Annotated in this window: 19 protein-coding genes; all 19 read right to left on the bottom strand. The window is 46.7% G+C overall.

From position 1 onward, the window contains the following. Positions 1-51 precede the first annotated feature (51 nt). The 19 genes from GN277_RS29100 to GN277_RS29010 all read right to left on the bottom strand — a co-directional run bounded on the left by GN277_RS29100 (position 52) and on the right by GN277_RS29010 (position 18,752). A complete protein-coding gene (locus GN277_RS29100; protein ID WP_159757389.1) occupies positions 52-420 on the bottom strand; it encodes a DUF4879 domain-containing protein in 369 nt (122 codons plus the stop codon). Positions 421-616: 196 nt separating this feature from the next. After that, positions 617-1,597, bottom strand: coding sequence for a sensor histidine kinase (locus tag GN277_RS29095; RefSeq protein WP_159757976.1), 981 nt, complete (start codon positions 1,595-1,597; stop codon positions 617-619). Positions 1,598-1,921: 324 nt separating this feature from the next. Further along, positions 1,922-2,638, bottom strand: a complete 717-nt coding sequence (locus GN277_RS29090) for a LytR/AlgR family response regulator transcription factor (protein ID WP_159757973.1) — start codon at positions 2,636-2,638, stop codon at positions 1,922-1,924. Between the two features lie 122 nt (positions 2,639-2,760). After that, positions 2,761-3,321, bottom strand: a complete 561-nt coding sequence (locus GN277_RS29085; protein WP_159757970.1) for a hypothetical protein — start codon at positions 3,319-3,321, stop codon at positions 2,761-2,763. Positions 3,322-3,887: 566 nt separating this feature from the next. Beyond that, positions 3,888-4,028 (bottom strand): hypothetical protein, encoded by a 141-nt coding sequence (locus GN277_RS29080; RefSeq protein ID WP_159757967.1) that lies wholly within the window; start codon positions 4,026-4,028, stop codon positions 3,888-3,890. 2 nt (positions 4,029-4,030) lie between these two features. Next, positions 4,031-5,038, bottom strand: a complete 1,008-nt coding sequence (locus tag GN277_RS29075) for a hypothetical protein (protein ID WP_159757964.1) — start codon at positions 5,036-5,038, stop codon at positions 4,031-4,033. Between the two features lie 2 nt (positions 5,039-5,040). Continuing rightward, positions 5,041-6,060 carry a hypothetical protein gene (locus GN277_RS29070; RefSeq protein WP_159757961.1) on the bottom strand — a complete coding sequence of 340 codons (1,020 nt, stop codon included), beginning with the start codon at positions 6,058-6,060 and terminating at the stop codon, positions 5,041-5,043. Between the two features lie 17 nt (positions 6,061-6,077). Next, positions 6,078-6,530: a hypothetical protein gene (locus tag GN277_RS29065; protein WP_159757958.1), complete on the bottom strand. Its 453-nt coding sequence runs from the start codon at positions 6,528-6,530 to the stop codon at positions 6,078-6,080. Further along, positions 6,527-7,522 (bottom strand): hypothetical protein, encoded by a 996-nt coding sequence (locus tag GN277_RS29060; protein ID WP_159757955.1) that lies wholly within the window; start codon positions 7,520-7,522, stop codon positions 6,527-6,529. The genes GN277_RS29065 and GN277_RS29060 overlap by 4 nt, the downstream gene beginning before the upstream one ends. Then, positions 7,519-8,007, bottom strand: coding sequence for a hypothetical protein (locus GN277_RS29055; protein ID WP_159757952.1), 489 nt, complete (start codon positions 8,005-8,007; stop codon positions 7,519-7,521). Before GN277_RS29055 ends, GN277_RS29060 begins: the two co-directional genes overlap by 4 nt. A gap of 151 nt (positions 8,008-8,158) precedes the next feature. Then, on the bottom strand, positions 8,159-9,823 hold the full coding sequence (locus GN277_RS29050; RefSeq protein WP_159757949.1) for a hypothetical protein: 1,665 nt from the start codon (positions 9,821-9,823) through the stop codon (positions 8,159-8,161). Between the two features lie 12 nt (positions 9,824-9,835). After that, positions 9,836-10,345, bottom strand: coding sequence for a hypothetical protein (locus GN277_RS29045; RefSeq protein WP_159757946.1), 510 nt, complete (start codon positions 10,343-10,345; stop codon positions 9,836-9,838). A gap of 16 nt (positions 10,346-10,361) precedes the next feature. Continuing rightward, a complete protein-coding gene (locus GN277_RS29040; RefSeq protein ID WP_159757943.1) occupies positions 10,362-11,267 on the bottom strand; it encodes a bifunctional lytic transglycosylase/C40 family peptidase in 906 nt (301 codons plus the stop codon). A gap of 45 nt (positions 11,268-11,312) precedes the next feature. Then, complete coding sequence (locus GN277_RS29035; RefSeq protein ID WP_159757940.1) at positions 11,313-14,324, bottom strand: hypothetical protein; 3,012 nt, start codon at positions 14,322-14,324, stop codon at positions 11,313-11,315. 13 nt (positions 14,325-14,337) lie between these two features. Further along, positions 14,338-16,575, bottom strand: a complete 2,238-nt coding sequence (locus GN277_RS29030) for a VirB4 family type IV secretion system protein (protein WP_159757937.1) — start codon at positions 16,573-16,575, stop codon at positions 14,338-14,340. Then, complete coding sequence (locus GN277_RS29025) at positions 16,532-17,557, bottom strand: hypothetical protein (RefSeq protein ID WP_159757934.1); 1,026 nt, start codon at positions 17,555-17,557, stop codon at positions 16,532-16,534. Before GN277_RS29025 ends, GN277_RS29030 begins: the two co-directional genes overlap by 44 nt. 16 nt (positions 17,558-17,573) lie before the next feature. Then, positions 17,574-17,978 (bottom strand): hypothetical protein, encoded by a 405-nt coding sequence (locus GN277_RS29020; protein ID WP_159757931.1) that lies wholly within the window; start codon positions 17,976-17,978, stop codon positions 17,574-17,576. Positions 17,979-17,983: 5 nt separating this feature from the next. After that, positions 17,984-18,334, bottom strand: a complete 351-nt coding sequence (locus GN277_RS29015) for a hypothetical protein (RefSeq protein ID WP_159757929.1) — start codon at positions 18,332-18,334, stop codon at positions 17,984-17,986. A 49-nt stretch (positions 18,335-18,383) separates the two neighbouring features. Then, positions 18,384-18,752: a hypothetical protein gene (locus GN277_RS29010; RefSeq protein WP_159757926.1), complete on the bottom strand. Its 369-nt coding sequence runs from the start codon at positions 18,750-18,752 to the stop codon at positions 18,384-18,386. Positions 18,753-18,946 lie beyond the last annotated feature (194 nt).

The following is an 18,946-nucleotide window of genomic DNA, read 5'->3' as shown; positions in this document are numbered from 1 at the left end:
TCCGTCCATGATATTATCACCATTTAGATCAACATATTCCGTATCGGTGGACTACATTTCCATATGTTTAAACTTTGCCCAACGCACAGAACTAAATCCAACCTCAAGTGTTATGACCTGAAACCAATCTCCACCATGATCCAACTTTGTTGCATACTGGCCTGCAGATATATGTTCTTCTCCTGCATCTTGTGAATTTACCCACATAACCTGCATGCTCGTCAATGGTGCCATTGCCGGACGTGACAAATTCTCACCTGAAAGAATAAGATCCTGCATAGACTCATTTTCTTCTAATACTTCCTGAATGCTATTATACTGTTTAACATTACTTTCATCCTTTGCATAAGCAGTAGTACACATTCCTAACATCATAGCTCCTACCAACATCAATGATACTAATTTGTTGAATTTTTTCATTTCCTAGTCTCCTTTGTGTCAAATTAATTTATAAGATATCTTATACATCCAGTATATTATTTTTCTTAGGATTTCTACCCATTGTCCGTAAAAATGCATTTTGGGCTGTCAAAATTTTCTTTTCCCACTAACAAGACTAAGAAATTATATAATCACCTATCTAAATATAACAAAATTTCTCCTAATATTTGTTTTATTAGATCAAAAGCTTAATTTGAAAAGCTTTGTCTCTACTTAAATATGCAATCGTACCATCATATTTATTCAAAATCCGCTCCACATTTTTTAATCCGTATCCATGTCTCATTTTATCCCCTTTCACAGATACTAGCCTTCCCTTCTCCATAACAGGAGCTTCCTTAACAGAGTTTTCTGTCTTTATAAATAATAACTGTTTTTGATTCTCTATCTTTACAGATATCCATTTATTCGCATTTTCGTCCATTCTCATACATGCCTCAATCGCATTGTCAAGAAGATTCCCTAACAGGGAACATGTGTCACTATCATCAAACAACCACTCTGCAATCGGTACTGCCTGTATTGTAAATGTTATACCTTCTTGTTCTGCCAGGGTTCGCTTCTGCTCCAGAAGCATATCTGCTATCTGGTTTCCTGTCCATACTCCTCTCTTTGTGTCAAAAAAATTCTGTTCTATTTCTTCTATATATTTATCTATCCCTTCATAATTCTCTTCCATCTTAAAATGCTTTAAAACTAATATATGGTTCTTTAGATCATGAGATAACTGCCGGTTCTTTTCCATGGCTTTTTCTAATTCAGTATACTTTTGTGTCACCATAGTGTCACGCATAATCAGCAATTCTTTTTCCTTTTCAAGCGTCTTGTTCTTCAAGAACACGATTCCGGTAAAAAGTGTAATCAACAAAACGCCTATAAGAGACAGCCCCGTTGTTCCTGCTTCCTGTTCTCTGCCCTCAAACATCATATTTACAATTGCTATCTGATAGTACTTTAGCATGAAACACATAATAATCGTAATCGCCAATAACAGATTTTGAAATTCACGTATGTATGCTTTCTCAAATTTCAGTCTGACAATCTGATATACACAGCATGCAACGATAAGCCTTACACAAAAAAAGAGGATACATTCCATTATTGAATTCGCATATAAATAGACCACATTTTTAAATTCATGCCTTAATACTATCATACTCACAAAAGCAGCGAAAAAATCCAGCAATGCCACTAAAGCATAATATAAGATAACTGTGATAATTCTTAAAAATTTATACTGCCCACTTATCAATAACACACATATACATGTGACAGCAACACATACAATAAATGCAAACTGCGAAAAATATCAGACTGCGATTTCCTCCTACATCTATACCTGTCCCGACAATATTCGCACATAAAATTACCCATTCTCTTTTACAAAAATACTGTTTCTCTAATACAGTCCCGCATAACAGCCAGTACAACATCCCCACTTCAAAAAGAGAAATTCCCATAAGAAGAGCTTTAATAACCATTACAGATTCCCCCTATACAGACTAATCTGCTCTTTTATTTTCTTGAAGCTGATTCTATTTACAAAAATTCTTGCTCCATTATCCATCAGGACCATACCGTCCTTCATACTGGCAATATGAGAAACATTTATAATGTATCCTCGTTCAATTAAGATAAATTCATCACTTTCCAGCTTCTCGCTCAGCTTTTTTAATGAGATCCTTTCTTTATAAATAGCATGTTCAGTTATGTAGCAAATATATTTTGATCCCTTTTCCTTCTCTATGTATATCATATCTCGATAATACACTCGCACCTTACTCGTCGGTGTGCCAATCATCCTAAACTGTTGTTTCTCCTTCTTCACACGGTCAATCAACTGTCTAAGGATAGGCGGCAGCCTCTTTTTCATATCTTCTTTGAGAATATATTGATACGCCTCTAGTATGTAACTCTCCGATGCATATTCAAGATATGCTGTCAGGAATACCAGGTAAGGACCGCCACCCTCTTCATGCAGTCTTTTCCCCAACTCCAGTCCACCCATATCCGGCATATCAATGTCTGAAACCAGGATATCAAACTGATCTCCCTGTTCTATCTCCTGAAGAAAGTCTTTCGCCCTTGTATAAACAAAAAGATTCACCTCATCCTGCGGCAAAATTTCAGTCTCAACACACTTTCTGACATCTTCGAGAATTGCTGTCTCATCATCTATAAGTGCAATATTCATCATTTGCCCTCTTTTCTAGTCGATTCCGTCCACCTTACGCTTATAAGAATACCATAAATTAAATTTTTTCATCCTTTGTCCTTTAAAATTCATTTTTGACCGTGAAAAATCCCAAATCCATGCTTTCATTCTGCAAGAATATAATATTTACCCCTATTTACATTATGAAACACAACTTCCTCATCCCGGACATAGAGCTTACAGGTATTCTCCCACAAAGTATTTTCCCCATCCTGCTTTATCACCCTTCCACAATGATATGTATATTCTCCAATCTGCCTGTTTCGGGTTTTTTCTATAATATCTTCCACCGCATCAGATATTTTCATCGAATGCAAACCTGGATTCCATTTTCCTAGCAGCTGGTTAATCCGCATCTTCTTCAAGGGAACCTTCTTGCTTCCCCAGCTTCGTTTTGGAAACACCTCTTCCTCTTTCTCTCCAAGAGCATCCAATACAGCCTGAAATTCCGCCTTCCCGCTTTCATATGGATACCCCATTTCCAGATAAGCATAGATATGCCATACTGCTTTGTCCAGATACCTTACATCACCTGTTGTCTCATACTTATCCCTAAGCCAGACGACACTTTTCTCCAATGCATCCTTGCTTGATAATCCAAGGTCTTCGATGTCACGAAGCCCCAATTTAATAACCTCTACCTCCATACTATTGTATCTCGTCATTTTCTACTCCTTTATAAAACCCACGTATTGTATACGACACATTATAACAGCCCATATATTTTACTGCATCATATTGTCCGGGAAAACTATATTTTTGACTCTAAAAAATATTTCATCCCGTATTCTACGTATGCCATGCGCTTCCTCTAAATATCATTTAACAAATGTGGGTAGTCAAAAGAGCCTCCTATTTGTAAGAGTAAAATCCTTACCAGATTAATCCTTCCCCCCTGCGTAAATAACCGAATTTTCATCAATTGATCCTTCCTCATTATACACCATATTCCCTCAATGAGACTTCTAAGAATCTGATTACTTTTCCCCGTTTTGTTGAGATTTTATTGAGGTTTTCACCTTCAATAGTGAAAGGAATCAGAAAACCCGCCCCCTCTCCGGCAGCCTACAGGGCGAATACAGCCGCCGCATCAATAAAAAAGACTACTTTGTCTGCCTTCTTATTTTTCTATCATTTTTCCAATTTTCCTTGCAGATTTACCATATTGTAATACACTACAACGTATTACATTCGTGTTACAAATAAAACTCACTTTAATACAGAATTAATATTACCTATTCCTCCACCGCACATACACCTGATAACCAATAAACCCTAAAACCACTACCCTGACAGCCCACCCGTACTTCACCAGCTCAAAGAACACGAGCACAACGCATCCCGCCAGAAGCAGCTTCTCTTTCTTCCCCATAATTAGAAAAATGAATACGCAAGCTTCGATGAGACACTTCCAGGCAGCTTCATGGAATCACTCCCCTGCTTCAAGGATGTAATACGCACCATACTCTGCCGGATATCATAATTGACGCTCTTTAACGCCCCTTCTGCCGTATAATAGATCTGCTCCAACGCATGCTCTGGAAATACATTGCAGATAACCGTGGCAATCTTTTTAAAATCCTCCATATCTTCACAGACTACAACCAACTGAACCCTGCAGGATTCCTTCCCGGCAATCTGCTCCATATAGGCACGAAGCCCGTATACCTTCCGGGAGAGATACCGCTCCCATTCCTCCTTTGTAAAACGCTTGCTGTCAACCCTGGTGAAAAACGGCTCTATAATCGTCACAAAACGTTTATCCCCCACTTCATGCGTCAGCTTAGAGTTAAATGTGATCCGCCCCTCCGAATCCCTGTAGTCAGGCATAAAATCAAACGCTTTCAGATATGGACTTTTCAGAAGCTCCGAACTTACTAAGGATGCCGCCGCCCTCTCCACAATCTCAATCGGCGGTATCATATCTTTCTCCGGCCTTGCATCCGTATTCATCTTCAATGCCTGATAAATGACCTTTGAAAATTCCGGCGTCGTAGAATACAGCACAATATTATTGCCGTTCAGCTGATAGACAAACCTGCGCAGCATCCCCATCCCACACATTTTCTTGATCCTGCTAAGCAGCGCCTCCCTGTCTATATTCTTAGGCACATTCTTCTTCGGCCAGAAATTCCCCAGTACTTTCACCGTCGCAGCAACCACCTTGGGAATCGTAAACCGGTACAGCGAGACTGCATAGCCGATATACAGATCCGATAACACAAACTGCTCTGCATGATAATAACATGCGATCTTATCCAGGGAGTTCCTTCTGTCCGATTCCGGTACGCTGACCTCCATCTCCGGAATATAAGCAAACAGTACCTTGTCCCCCATCGTTGCCACGATATCCCGCGCGGCGCGGGTTTCCGTTCCTTCCACTCTTATACCTCCTCTGCCCCACTATCTTGATTCTCTGGTTCACCGCTTATATATACCGGACCTTCATCCCCCGGCTCCTCTGCAGGGATTTCATTCTCACTTGCAATCTGTTCCAGCGAAAGAGCCTGAAATACCCTGGCCTTCAAAGAGCGCTCACTGGCATTGATGTAATAGATTGTCCCCATATATTCCATCCCCGGTACAATGGCAAAGTTATGCCTCTGGGAAGGATATTCCGCAAACACCTGAATGTCGTCCAACCCGTTGATTTCTCCAAACCAGTGATTCTCCCTTTTTGAAAGGCACCGGATTTTCACAATATCGCCTTTATGGTACTTTTCTTCCAGTTCCTTGCTGTCCCATGGGTCCTGTACCAGTTCCTTGCGCGAGCAGGAATAATAATACATCCCCTTCCTTTCCACCCTCTCCAGAACCATCACGTCCAGGATGTCCCCGTAAGACGCTTTCCCGCGCAGGGTCTCTGTAAATGTCCTTTTCCAGTTCCCCACATAGATAAATGCCGGAATCCCCACACCGCACAGGTCAAGCCACACCCCGGTATCTACCGGCTCGCCCTTTACCATCTTTGTCTGTATCTTCAGCACCTTGCCCTTTACGACAACCGGTGTCTTCTCCTTTTTTGAAAGATATCTCTTAAGCTCCGCCTCTATCTCCGGACGCTTTTCAAGCCTTGCCGCCTGATGGCTCACATATACGACTTTTCTAACCGGATCAATCCCTGTCACCTTGACACAGTACACATCCTCCAGCTTCTGCGCCCGGTAGCGCAGGTCGTAAGGTTTCCCGTTAATCTGATCCGCCGGCATGATGACCGTGATATCTTCGTCTACCTGGGAAAGATCCCCTGTTATGGAATCCACCCTGGAAAACGACAGCATCATATATTCCCCGCTTTGGAATGCCGACTCGTATTTTTTCAGATGTCCCTTTCTTTCCGGCACCCCCGGCCGGTTTCCTTGGTTTCCCAGGAACAGGTCGCTGATATTCTGCAAAGTATTCATAAATAACCCCTTTCTTCCTATATAAATATACTGACCAGCTTTGTAATGCCAAATGTAAAAATAATCAGCAGTAACGGTACTGTTACCACAAAAAAAGTAATCGCGAATCTCCTCAGCTTTTTATTCAGTTTCGCAGTCACCGCGATAAACACACCGACTACAAGCGAAATCACACCGATAAACAAAGACCACCCTTTGATTCCCACCAAATGCCTGTAAAAGACATTTGCAATGCTGCGCAGAATCCGCTCCATCAAAGGCCCTTTCACCTCTATCTCATCTGTTGCTTCCAGATGTTCAAATCCGTCCGTCCAGTTCTTCTCTATACTCTCCTGCAGGGAATCATAGACATCTTCCTGTCTAGCCTTATCTGCCGCATGTACCGGACTTAAAGGGATCCACGCCATAAGAAGCCAGGCCATGAAAAGGCCTGCCCATCTCCAATATCCCATAAACCATCCTTTCTTCACAGAGACCTGAAAAATTCCTCCATCAGGTCCTCCTTCCCGTCTGCCCCTGCTTCATTTATTTCTGCGCTCCCCTCTTCTTTCTGCGGGGAAGCCGCTTTCAGAAACGGTGCGAATACGCTCTCCTTCTCCTGCATCCTGTACCAGATAATCCCCGGACTGCACATGCTGAACAGTTCTTCCATCTCCGTAATAATCTCCTGTTTTGGTTCCGGGCGCATCATGACTGCCTTTATTACGTTCCCCATCCCGTCCTCTTCCAGGATGCTCTCCATCCGCGCATACACTTCCTGCCTTTCCGCTATGGAAATGACTGCAATGGTGTCCTCAGACAATGCATACAGATTCCCCAATTCAAGGGATGCAACCTTCACAGCAAGCTGCCGTACCCTTTCCCCCATCTCTTCGGAGCCTTTCAGGCGGATTCCCTCCCGGTATTTATCCCACCGAAACCCGCACAGGATCACCTGGTGCCCCTGTTCCTGAATCCTGCCCGCCGTCTGCCTGAAATACATCCTGCCGGGCAGTCCCGTCGCGGCGTCCAGATATCTGTTTAAAACCCGCAGCCTCTCATCCTGTGAGAGCTGTAAGAAAAAGGCCATCAGCTGCCCTATCCTCCATACCGACTTATCCGGATTAATTTTTTCTCCCGCCTGGCTCTCTATAATCCATAACCCGGCAGTCCCGCGCCGGCGGACCGAAAGCGTTACTGCCAGATGGCTGCGAATTCCCTGCCTTTGTGACGTAAAGCAGAAAAACTCTTTTCCGTTATCTTTATATTCCTTTCCGGCGGCCCTCCTTAGGAATTCTGTCTCATCCGGATCCCGGATCGTTGAGGCCGCCAGCTTCCATCCGTCCTCCTCACTCCGGCCAAGGATTGTATGCTCCCTGCCCGGCAGACAGTCTGACAGAAAAGCGGCTGCTTCTGTGAAAAACTCCTTTCCGCTGGTATTGTACAGATCCATCAATTCACTATATACCTTCTCCAATGTCATTCTTGCGTCTCCTCAATATTTGCCACCTGTTGGATCACATCCTCCAGATACTGTATCTTTCTGCCCTTAAATATCCTGTTCAGCAGATAATAGCGCGCCACACGGTATTCCTTTGCCGTTTCGTCTATAGTCTTCCTTCCGCAGCCGATAGCCAGATATCCATACAGGCTGTGCAGGTAGCCCACATTATAATTTTCCCCGAACCCAAGCTCCGCACTGGTACGCTCCAGCATCTTGCGGTACGCCTGTAGCTGGAGCTGCTTTCCCTGCTTGTTGACGCACAGCCAGTCATCCAATGCCTCCTCCTGCGCCTGGCACACAGCGATCCGCTGCAGAGCATACCACGCAAGCTCCCTGCGCCCGTTCTCATCAAGCTCAATAGTCTCTCCCGCATACATGAGCTCCGGAAGAAGCTTGATACTGCCGTCTTCCCAAAAATACAAATCGCTAAGCTGCATATCTAAAATATCCTGAATCCGAAGCACCGTGTGCAGTTGAAGAAAAAAGCGGGATAAGCCCCTGTATTATACATTTTTACATGTTCACTAAGTTTCTCCAGGTCCTTTAAAATCATTTCAATTGACGGCGTTTCTGTCATATGACTTGCTCCTTTCGTTCCACTGCCCTCCAAATTCCCTATTGCTGGATAAAAGATATCTGCTCTGTGCCGCTCTCCTGTATCAGGTAGCTGCACGTCCCATCTACCATCTGGGCAATAACATCTGCACAGAATATTCCTTCCCCGTCTTCCCTTGTCTGCAGATACAGGCTTACTCCCTCTGCCTCTTTGGCATAGGCTATCTGGATTGCTTCTGCCCCGGTAACGATCTTCCCCTGATAGGAAACTGCCGGCGGCTCCTGCTGTTCCGGCACAGATGGCTGCCCGTTTTCTGCAATATCCACGCTATATGTCTGTCCTTCTCCTGCGGCGGCCTGTGGCGCAGAAACCACCTGCTGGTCTTGCACCGGATTGTATGTTTCTGTTGAGACCGGCACCTGCCCCGACCTGCCTGCCGCTGCTGTCTGTGCTGTCTGTTCCTGTGTTTCATGTCCTTTGTCCGTTTTTTCTGTAGTAATATCCTTCAAATTACGGTCAGCAGTTTTTGTATCTTGTTTTTTCTCTTGTCTCTCCCTCTTTTTCACTGCCTGATCTGCCGCATGCCCTGCTTCATCTGTACCGGCAGCCTTCATATCCTTTTTGCCGCTTTCTTCCGAATAGCGGGAAATCACCGGTATCCCCGTCTCCTTTGACTGGTGCTCGGAATACAGGAAAAATCCAAACAAGATAACAGTTGCAAGAAAGATCAGCGCTATGCCAAAGGCTATCGCACGAAATGACAGCCTTCTCCTTTCTGCCTTACTAAAGGCGCCTTTTTCTTCTGCGTCCTCCTCTTTTGGCAGCGCCTCAAGAACCCCTGTCGGGAAATCCTTTTCATCCGCGCTAAAACCAAGCAAATCAGAAATGTCCTCATCAATCATGTCCGCCACCTCGTGCTCTTTTGCACGCGGGATTTCCTTTTCCTTCGCAGCGGACGGCGCCCTTGGGTAGATCTCCTTTTCCGGCTGCCTGAGAACCTTCAGATTGGGAGGAAGCTCCTGATTCTTCTTAAAAGGCCAGTGCCGCCTCTTTTTTTCTTTTACTCCTGTTACCTGCCGATACATTTCATCAGAACCAAGCGTATCCTTTACCCTCTCGGAAAAATGCTCAACTAAGTATATATTTTCTATGATTTTTAGAGAATTTGCAACGTAATGATATTTTTTTATAATCTCTTCTTCGTCTTTCGTCTCCTCCACATAGGAAAGGTATCCCTTCATACGGTCTTCATCCACGATCTCCAGGGAACGCATGGCGTCTGCCGCCGTGGATATCTGGTAATACTCCCTGCACTCCCGGCGGGTTCTTGGATAAAGGATCCTTTCCATGATATTCTCGGCCGTTGCGTCCTCCTCGTACAGCGCATTCAATATGCCCGCCGTATAGAGCACTTTCATGTATGTATTCGCCCGGTGGGATTTGCGCAGGGAAATGACGATATTCAGGTTATAATCATCCATCAGCTCTGCCAGTTCCTCTGCTGTATACGGATAGCTGCTCTGCATTGCTTCCTGCAGCACCAGGAGGCGGAATTCCGGATGTTCACTTACATACTGCCGGATTCCCTCTTTGCGGTATCTGCTGACGCACACAGTCTCAAACCCTTTTGCGCGGGCCGTTTCCTGAAGCGCACCGCAGATGTCATCACTGGCCTCACTGGACAGCCCGCATAATATATACAGCTTTTCCATCTGTTCCTGCATACCGGCCCTCCTTTACTGTTCCATAGTGTCAAGTACCGTACACCTGTCAATCTTCCATCCAGCCTCCTGCACCAGCGATAACTCCACGATCTGCCGGATCCCGAAATTTCCGGAGCCGGACAGCCTGTACCACACCACCGCAATCGATTCTGCCCTCCCCTGCCCTATGGTACGGAAATAGCAGGTCAGCTCCTTTAATTCTGAAACCATCCGGTTTGCCGGGAACTCACCATCCTCTCCATCCGACATCGGAACAATGGCTTCATATGCCTCCTGCGTCATATATTCCTCGGCGCCTTCATAAAACATGCGCTCCGACGTATCGTATGTATATAATACTTCTGCAAATTTACGGACGGTTTCTTCGACAGTGGGCTCATCTTCTTTCCTCTCTTCTGCCTGCACCTCTGTATCATCTTCCTGCACCTGCCCACCCGGCATACTGATAAAGAGTGCAGCTGCCATAAATATCAACAGGCTTAGCACGATGATAGACATTAAAACTATCTTTTTTCTTCTCATATTATCTTCCTTTTATCTATTTTCTTCCGAAACACACGAGCTTCTCCCTGTAATATCCTGACAACACAGAAAACTGACAGCGGTTTCCGCCCGCATGAAAAAACTGCCCGTTTCCGGTATACACCCCTACATGTGTAATAAACGTCCCCGCATCATATGTAGCAGTAAAAAAGACCAGATCGCCGGGGCGTGCCTGGGATTCACTGATATGGGAAACGGCATCATACTGATCCTGCGCCGTCCTTGGCAGGGATATGCCTGCAGACTGATAAAGCTTCTGTGACATGGCGGAACAGTCTATCCCCGATTTTGAAGTTCCTCCAAATACATAGGGCACATTTTCATATTCCTTCATTACCGCATACATTGCTTCATAGTTTTCCATGGCGCCGCCGGCAGAAGACGCATGCATATGAGAACGGACATGTTCTACATATTTCACGTCCCCATAGCTACTCCACCCGGATCTGGCTGCCATCATGCCTGAAAAGCTGCGGGCCGCTTCTTCCGAATGCTTTCCTCCGTAATGATCGCGGACATAGGTTAAGTAGCCGCCCCCGAAATTATAAGACTGGATGACCGTATCCATATCTACCCCTGCCTTTTTTCCAGATTCCGCCAGGGCCGCAAAATACCGTATTCCCTGTTCCAGGCTCACCAACGGGTCTGTGATACTGTTCGGCGCCATGCCCGCGCTTTCGGAACACTGGAGAATATCAGGATACCTGTCAGAATCCCCTCCCGACTCCTGTGCGATCATGGCAAGCAGGATCTCAACATATTCTCCCACCCCGTATTTCTGCGCAAATTCCTGCACATACGGCCTCCACCGCTCCACAAGCGGGGATACATTGGCCGTTCCGTACATATTATCATCTCCCGGAAATTCACATCCTGACAGCTGCAAGATCACCGCCAGCACCAGAAAAAGGGCTATGATATTTTTTTCTCTTTCCCATATATTTTTTTAGAAAATATCCTTATTCTGCTTCTCAATGATGGTGCGTATCTTCTCCCGGATGGATTCTTTTGCAGAATGGTATCTTTCTGTTCCTTTCTCATAATCTGGCTGTAAGCTGAGTTTCTTCATGACCTCTTCCGTCATATATTCTGTCTGCAGTTCAATGCGTTTTGTACGCTCCTGCCGCTGTGTAAGCTTAATCCCCTGTGTCTCCCTGACCGTTGCCCTGTACTTTTCCGTCTCAATATTGGCTTTTTTCAGGGCAATCAGCGCCGCGCTGTTACGCAGTTCTCCGGAAGATGTAATGATCTTTTTCAGCGCCTCTGTACTGTCCCGCTCTATTTCCGCCTGGATCTTCCGGAGGGCCGCTTCGCCTTGCGCCGCAACAGCAGCTGCCTTGTTCGTTGCGTCTGGAATCCTCACTTCAGGTTTTTCAGGCAGTACCGTCTCCGGTCCGGCATCATGACTGTCCGGTCCGGGCGTACCTGAAGTTGCCGGGAAAACCGGCGAAACATCTGCCCCGCCGTGAGCCGCTTTAAAATCAGCACTGGCTGCAGCTCTTACCACAGGTTCCCGATAAATGCCGTTATACACCGCATTCCCGTTCCTGGCCACAGCACCGGCAGAGTATGCGGCAATATCCGCTGCACTTCCGTCTGTATTCGTACCTGCCATTATAGCAGTTCCCACAGCGTTCCTGGCCGCCTTTGTACCTGTCATTGCCGCGACTGCTACTCCGTTTCCGGCTGCTGTGCCTCCCAGTGCGCCGGCCGCTGCAGCCATCGCCGCCGTCGATGGCTGCATGAATATGCTCCCGCCTCCTAAAAAGGCCGCGCCCGCCATGCCGCCGGCCACAGAAGCAGTTCCTTTTACAATTCCCGAAACCGCCCTCTGCCTGTACAGCTTCTTAAGCTGTTCATTGGAAAGTGCATTTCTAAACTCCGGCTGTTCAAAGTTATTGATATTAGCACGCTTACAGATGATCTCAGATCTTGCATCATCAAAGGCACTTGGCACCGCGCCGCCCTGTCCGCCCCGGATTGCTTTCGCCTGATTCCGGAGCATATTCATATCCCGCAGCTGTCCTGCAATTTTCTGCTCGGTCTGTGCTGCCCGAAGCGCTGCTTCCGCCCGTCTCTTTTCCAGTGCCTGTTTCTCCTCAGAGCCTTGTTCATACTCTAGCTTTTCCCTTGCGAATCTCTTTTCTTCGCTCTGGAAATGCGCCTTCTGCGCCCGCAACCCGTCAATGGTATCCTGTTTCTGTTCCATGGCACGGTCAAGCTTCCTAAGAGCCTCATTCTTCGTAAGCATTTGGTCTGATTCCACGGATGTGCTGCCTTCACTTTCCATGTCACCGATAAAAGAAGCCCCTGACAGGGAACCTTCCCCGCCATGCGGTTCTTCTTCATTCACAGCAAAGTTTCCTTCGGCCTGTGCTCCTACGGTATCGTTTCCCTCCCCACCCGCAGGAATTTCCGAAGGTTTGATTCCCGGATGTTCCTTATCTCCCTGTGCCTTGAGGGCTTCCGTTTCATCGAATCCGTCCTCCTCCAAAGACCCTGACTCATAATCAGAAATAGCAGTCCCATCATCCATAATTGCCCCATCAAAACGTCCCCCTGCACGTTCCAGGTCAGAAGAATCCACTTCCTCCAAAAGCCCGCCCTGGTCCGGACGTTTATCTTCATATCTGTCCTGGGAATACCCTTTCAAAGATTCCCCATTCTGGCTGTATCCTCCAAGCAGCGACTCCCTCTCCTCTTCATCGCTTTCAGCCAGTTCCTTATGCATTTTGCTTTTCTGCAGGTCGGAATGGATATCGGAAACACGGCCGAATGCGCTCTTTGCCTTATTTGTAAGCGCGCGGCCAAGCGTTGCAAGCGCCATAACCCCGAATAACCCTCCGCGCTCATTGCTCTGGACGCCAAGCAGGACCTTAATGCGGTTCCGTGAGGGAATAATGAGCATACACATAATCATCTGAATGATTGCAATCCCCTTAATCACATCGGCAAGCATCATACTGGCCAGGAGCGGCACCAGTAAGAGCACTGCATCCAGCACAGGAGTAAGGATATCTGACAATACATTCATCATCCAGTTCCCCAGAAGGTCTCTTTTGGGGGAATGCATCAGGCACATAATGGGAAATGCCACAAAGCAGATCAGCAGGTCAATCGCCAGCGCCACATATAAAACCGCAAAGTAAAGGGTAAGCAGCACCGTTCCCAGATACATCAGGGAATCAATAAACCTCCCTGTCCTTTCCGCATTGATCAAAAACGCCTTCGCCAGAGAAAGCGTCGCACCTCCGGTTATCATCTCCCCTGTGGCGCTCTTAATGCCGTAAAGCGCTACATCCCTGGCATACAAGACAACATCAAAAACATACGGCATAAGCGTCAGCACAGCAAATTTCATTGCCATGGAATAAAAGCCTGCCTTTACCTTTTCCCGGCTCTGCGCCGTCTGCCCCGTCCAGGCGCTCTTAGCCAGCAGGTATACAAAGCCAATGCCCAGGAATACAAACGACATGCTCCGGATCAATGCGTAGCATATCGAAGCGGTCACGCCATAAGGATTCCCTGACCTCAGCTCAAAGGCAAATATATTCACAGAATTCGGTTTCCCGCTCCCCACACGGCCATAAATAATGTGATCCAGCCCTGCCCCAAGATTCTTCTCCATCAGCGAGATCAGGCTGCTTGCCGCATTCCGGATCAGCTCCGAGAGATACTTTTCCACCATCCCCGGCTCCCCCGGCTCGATATCCTGCACCTCGTCTGCCGCATCCACGGTGTCTGAATATATCGTTTCATCCGCATTGTCAAGCCATGGGGATCTTCCTGAAAACCGGTCTTCGTTCGCCTGGTCAACATCATTATCCAGGCTGTCCTGCCCCGCTGTAAAATCATCCGGAAGTTCCGTGGCATATACTCCCATGCTGCCGGCCATCAGGATCATAAGGAGAACGCATACCGCACATGCCGCTCTCCTGTTTTTCTTTTTATATTTCATATTCGCCCCTCTGTTATGCATACATCTGCTGTATAATCCGGGGATCTGTCTCTACGAACACCGCCTCAGCCGCCTGAAGGTAGTCTAGCTTGCAAAAACAGACCTTTCCGTTATCCACAATGCAGACCTCCCCTTTCCGGCTGCCGGAATCATCATCCGGGTCTCCGCCCAGCTCCAACACCCGGTCTGTCTGCCCGTTTGTCAGGTTCAGGGCCTCCTGCACCCATTTCCGGTCCGAATACGACTGCTTGAATACAAACTTTGCCGCCGCCTGCTTTAAAAGCGCCTCCGTCTCCCTGCAGCAGTCATAGTCCTTCAGCGCCTGTGTTGCCGTCCACAGGGAAACCAGCCTTTTTCTTGAAGTACGCGCCACATAATCCAGGCTGGCAACCGCTGATTTCATGTTGAAGTTCTGGTGTACCTCGTCAACGATTACGCCCAGGCATTGGGTCTTCTTCGGATTGGTCGCATTCGTCTTGATAAACTGCTCATTTAAATAGCTTAATGCAATCTGCCGCGCGATAGGCCGCTCAGACTCCGGGAGCTGGGAAATATCAATGTTTGTAAAACATTCATTCTCCCTGATCTTGATTGTGCTCTGCCCGTCATAATAAGCCTTTGAGCCGTGAATCTTTAATATTTTCCCCTTGCAGGAGCACCCCCTGTTCTTTTTCCATTCTTCCCTGCTATAAAAGGCCATGCACTCCGGGCAGTAATACAGTTCGCGGACACGATCCTTTAAACTGTCCAGGATAATCCGGTATGCCTTCTTATGTTCTGAAATCGTATTTACCTTGTCATTCAAGAGCGCCTTTTTATAGAAATCCGTAAGCACCGGCATTCTTTTTCTTATCTTTCCGCTTGTCAGGACACCGTTCTTAAGCCCCTTGCCGGATTCATACAAGGATTCCACCACATTGTCATAAATTCCCTTTTCCTCATACAATTCTGCAATAATATCCGTAACGATCCTCTCAATGTGGGTGACAAGCGAAAACTCCGCCGGCTCTTTCCCGCCCTGAATCAATGTCATCAGATCGGATTTTGCATTTGCTATCTTGTCCTGGAGCCGAAGCACTTCATATGTACCGCTGATTTCCGACCATTCTTCCTCCTTGTCAATATCAAACAGATTGATAACGTTCCCCGCATTATTCTTTATCTCGTAGTTTGTGCCGCACATGATATCCGCCAGCATTGCGTACTCACCCCGGTTCCCCTTCGCCTGGGAGTCAATACATACAAAACGGTATCCGTTCTTTGTGATGTATCTGGATGCCAGTATCTTCATGCAGGCCGATTTCCCAGTTCCGGTTATCCCTGCAAACACCATATTATAGCCGTTATGCTTCTTCTCATAGACATCAAAAGCCACCGGCATGCCTGTACTCATATTACGCCCGATAATGATCCCCTGGGGATGGAAAAAACTGTCCTGCGTGTGGTTGAAGATACTTGCCACGCTGAGCTTGTCCAGTGTATGTCGCTTTAATCCGCTGGAACGGATGGGCCCTGCCGCCGCCTGATAGCGGTACATCAGCGGCATGCCTGTCAGGTAGCTCTCCGCCTGCAGGGAATAGCAGCAGGATATGGTAATCTGCTTTTCTTTTGCCAGATTCCGGAAAGCGTCCGTCCTGCGGTTCAGCTTTTCGAGATTTTCTGCCATAATGGTAAAAAGAAAATATACATGGTAAAGGCTGTTATCGCCTGTCTCAATCCTCTGCGCCCAGACTTCGGCATCCTTAAGTTTCGCGTTCAGTTTCCTGAGCTGATTCCTGTCCGCATTTTTTTCTGCCGTAATCATGTTCGTTTCTATCTCCACGATACGCCCGTCAAGAAGGTGTGAAGCCCGTCCTTCCCCAATCGGCTCAATGAAAACAGAGCTTGTCATCCGGTCAAAATTGAACAGTGCCGGAAAAGTAGATGCGAACACTGTCCTCTTTGGAAGCGTATCTATTGTAAAGCTCCGGACATAGATATCATGTCCCGCGTCATGTATGACGGTGTAGGACATAGGGTTCGGGTTGATACCATCCGGCGACACTACTTTTCTCGCCTCCGCAACCTTCGCCCGTTTCTTAAGCCTCTGCTCCCTGATATCCTCTACCAGCCTGTCCTTTTTCTTATGAAGCGCAAGGCATAGGACTACTGCCAATATGAAAGCGGTTATAAGAAGTCCTGCTATGACCATAAAAAACATTGTCCGGTTATGGATTAGTAATTCTCGCATGGCTCTGCCTCCTTCCTGCATCTGTGCGGACCTCCTGTACGATTTTCTCCACAATCTTCCTGTTCGCTGCTTCTTCTAGCTCCTTTAATGAATCACTGGAAACACAGATACTGTCATACGCTGACTGAACAATATCCTCTACAGTCCCTTTTGCTGCCGAGACCGGATGTGTGTATCTCCGGATCTCCTCTAAGAGCTCCACACCGGTCATCCGTTTGGCATGGACTCCGCAGTTTCGCAGCGCAGTGATATATGCGCTTGCCTTTTCCTTAAGCTGCGCTTCCGCACGCTGATAGACCTCCTGCTCTTCCAGCGTCTGAGAGGAAAAGTCAACCGCGTTGTACTGCCAGTCAAAGACGTATATCTCCTCCCGCTTTGCCTCCGCATTTTCTCCTGAGATGGCCGTCATATACTGGATCTGTGCATTTAACTGGTCAATCTGGTAGCCTAATGAGATCAGTTCCCTCTGCATCTGTTTCAATTTCTCATAATAGATGTTATAATCCTCTGCCAGGAGATCCGGCGCTTCTGATTCTTCTTTTGTATCGGTATAGTCCAGATTCAGGGAAAAACGGCGTTCCTGCAGCCTTGCCGCCTGTTCCTGATAGTCTTTAATCAGTCCGTCAAGGTTTACATCCCGGGCCGACTGCCGGTACTGAATCGGGTTATTATCAAGCACATTAAAAAATGTCACATAGCCCCGGATCGTCTGGAGTTTTTCCTCTACCTCGGCATCGGCGAACGAAAAACCCTGGCATTTAATTGCCGCAATGAACCGCCTGCCATTATCTGAAACCAGCATATCCTCTGCAACATCATCCAGCTTCACGTACTCCATAACATCCTTTCTCCTGAACTCAGAGTAATCCACCTCCTTCTCCGCGGCCGCCGTTTTTCTTGTGCGGAACAGATATACTCCAATACCGCCAAATAATAAAAGGATTATAATAACCGCAGCCGCAATCATCTGTATGTTTCTTACCAAATCGTTTATTATCTGCATGTCTCTCCCTCTTCTGCTACACTAATAAATCTGCAAACTGTTTGAACAGCGCAAGCCAGAACGGGATACTGAACAGCATAATCGCAATCATCCCTTTCATCAGCGCCTCACGTTTTACATCTTCCTTCGCTGCCGCGCTACGCATAAAACAGATCCGGATCACCATATAAAATACAGAAAACACAATCCCCATGATTCCTACGGTAATTCCAAGCTCTGAGGACGAGGCTGCAAGGTCTGTAAGGGGGCCGCTTTCAGAAAGCGCAGTATCCTCCACATAGGTCCACGGGTTCAGGTCTTTAGGCTCAATTTTCGAGAAATCAAAGGGATCTTCCCCGCCTTCCTTTGCACACCCGCCTGCCCCCGCAAGCAAAACCAAAAGGAGCAGAAGTAAAAGCCCTCTTTGCTTTCTTTTCATCATGCTTCTCATAGTTCTTCCCCGTCTCTACCGTCATAATTTTTTACATAAATCTCCCCGTGTATCATCCGGTAGAAAATCCGGAAGATCAATTCATCAATCGTGATCCCTCCGCCGGCTAAGAACATTGCATCCACCGGCAGGCGGATCATGACGATCCCCATCACCAGCAGGGTTAAAAATATCATGACTATAAGTGCAGGAACCAGCATCCCCTTCGCACTTGCCCCCATAAGCACCCTATAGTCAATGATTCCGCTGACTACCAGCACCAGCGCCTGTTTTCTGTTAAAATACCGGAACCATCTGTCCTCACTCTTAAATTCCCCCGGTATCGGGAATACACCTAACCTGGACATCTCTTCCACCTCCAAATGAAAAAAAACAGGACCCGGAGGTCCTGTCATGTTATAAACCTGTGCCAATCGACTTAAAAAACCCGATGATGCTAAAAACTGAAAAAATAACAATTCCGGCTAAACATATGACTAACGCATGGCTCTTTTTCTCCTCTTTCTTCTGGGCATTGCTTGTAAGCAGAAGCGATACCGCCGTAAAGATGATTGAGAAAACAAGCCCTATAATGCCCAGTGTCAACATCAGTTCATATCCGGAAGCCCCAATATCCTTCATCTTTGCGATCAAAGAATTAAAGACCCCGGATTCACCGGGACTGCTTGTCATAAAGTCCCACTCCGATGCTGACGCAGCCAGAGCCATAACGCCCAGCCTCCTCGCAGGGACAGCAAGTCGTTCGGCTACACAAAAAATCTTCAAGTGCAAGCCTCCTCCATTATATGAAATTTGTATAAATCACATGTGTTTATCCTTATCCAAATCATAAACGAAAAAGTAGATAACTGCAAGCTACGCACATAGCCGGAAATATAAGGAATCTACAAATGAATCCTTTTTCTCCCAATATAGTACAAATTCTCCCATTTTGGTAAAAAATTAACAAACAGATAATA

The organism is Sporofaciens musculi (assembly GCF_009830285.1).
GTDB lineage: Bacteria > Bacillota > Clostridia > Lachnospirales > Lachnospiraceae > Sporofaciens > Sporofaciens musculi.
Note: the sequence above shows the minus strand (reverse complement) of the source record. Positions and strands in the feature narration are given on the sequence as shown.

What these genes read in the sequence shown, in the direction of transcription:
- GN277_RS29100 (WP_159757389.1), bottom strand. Translation starts at nt 420, where the DNA reads ATGAAAAAATTCAACAAATTAGTATCATTGATGTTGGTAGGAGCTATG.
- GN277_RS29095 (WP_159757976.1), bottom strand. Translation starts at nt 1,597, where the DNA reads ATGATAGTATTAAGGCATGAATTTAAAAATGTGGTCTATTTATATGCG.
- GN277_RS29090 (WP_159757973.1), bottom strand. Translation starts at nt 2,638, where the DNA reads ATGATGAATATTGCACTTATAGATGATGAGACAGCAATTCTCGAAGAT.
- GN277_RS29085 (WP_159757970.1), bottom strand. Translation starts at nt 3,321, where the DNA reads ATGACGAGATACAATAGTATGGAGGTAGAGGTTATTAAATTGGGGCTT.
- GN277_RS29080 (WP_159757967.1), bottom strand. Translation starts at nt 4,028, where the DNA reads ATGGGGAAGAAAGAGAAGCTGCTTCTGGCGGGATGCGTTGTGCTCGTG.
- GN277_RS29070 (WP_159757961.1), bottom strand. Translation starts at nt 6,060, where the DNA reads ATGAATACTTTGCAGAATATCAGCGACCTGTTCCTGGGAAACCAAGGA.
- GN277_RS29060 (WP_159757955.1), bottom strand. Translation starts at nt 7,522, where the DNA reads ATGACATTGGAGAAGGTATATAGTGAATTGATGGATCTGTACAATACC.
- GN277_RS29050 (WP_159757949.1), bottom strand. Translation starts at nt 9,823, where the DNA reads ATGCAGGAACAGATGGAAAAGCTGTATATATTATGCGGGCTGTCCAGT.
- GN277_RS29045 (WP_159757946.1), bottom strand. Translation starts at nt 10,345, where the DNA reads ATGAGAAGAAAAAAGATAGTTTTAATGTCTATCATCGTGCTAAGCCTG.
- GN277_RS29035 (WP_159757940.1), bottom strand. Translation starts at nt 14,324, where the DNA reads ATGAAATATAAAAAGAAAAACAGGAGAGCGGCATGTGCGGTATGCGTT.
- GN277_RS29030 (WP_159757937.1), bottom strand. Translation starts at nt 16,575, where the DNA reads ATGCAGGAAGGAGGCAGAGCCATGCGAGAATTACTAATCCATAACCGG.
- GN277_RS29025 (WP_159757934.1), bottom strand. Translation starts at nt 17,557, where the DNA reads ATGCAGATAATAAACGATTTGGTAAGAAACATACAGATGATTGCGGCT.
- GN277_RS29020 (WP_159757931.1), bottom strand. Translation starts at nt 17,978, where the DNA reads ATGATGAAAAGAAAGCAAAGAGGGCTTTTACTTCTGCTCCTTTTGGTT.
- GN277_RS29015 (WP_159757929.1), bottom strand. Translation starts at nt 18,334, where the DNA reads ATGTCCAGGTTAGGTGTATTCCCGATACCGGGGGAATTTAAGAGTGAG.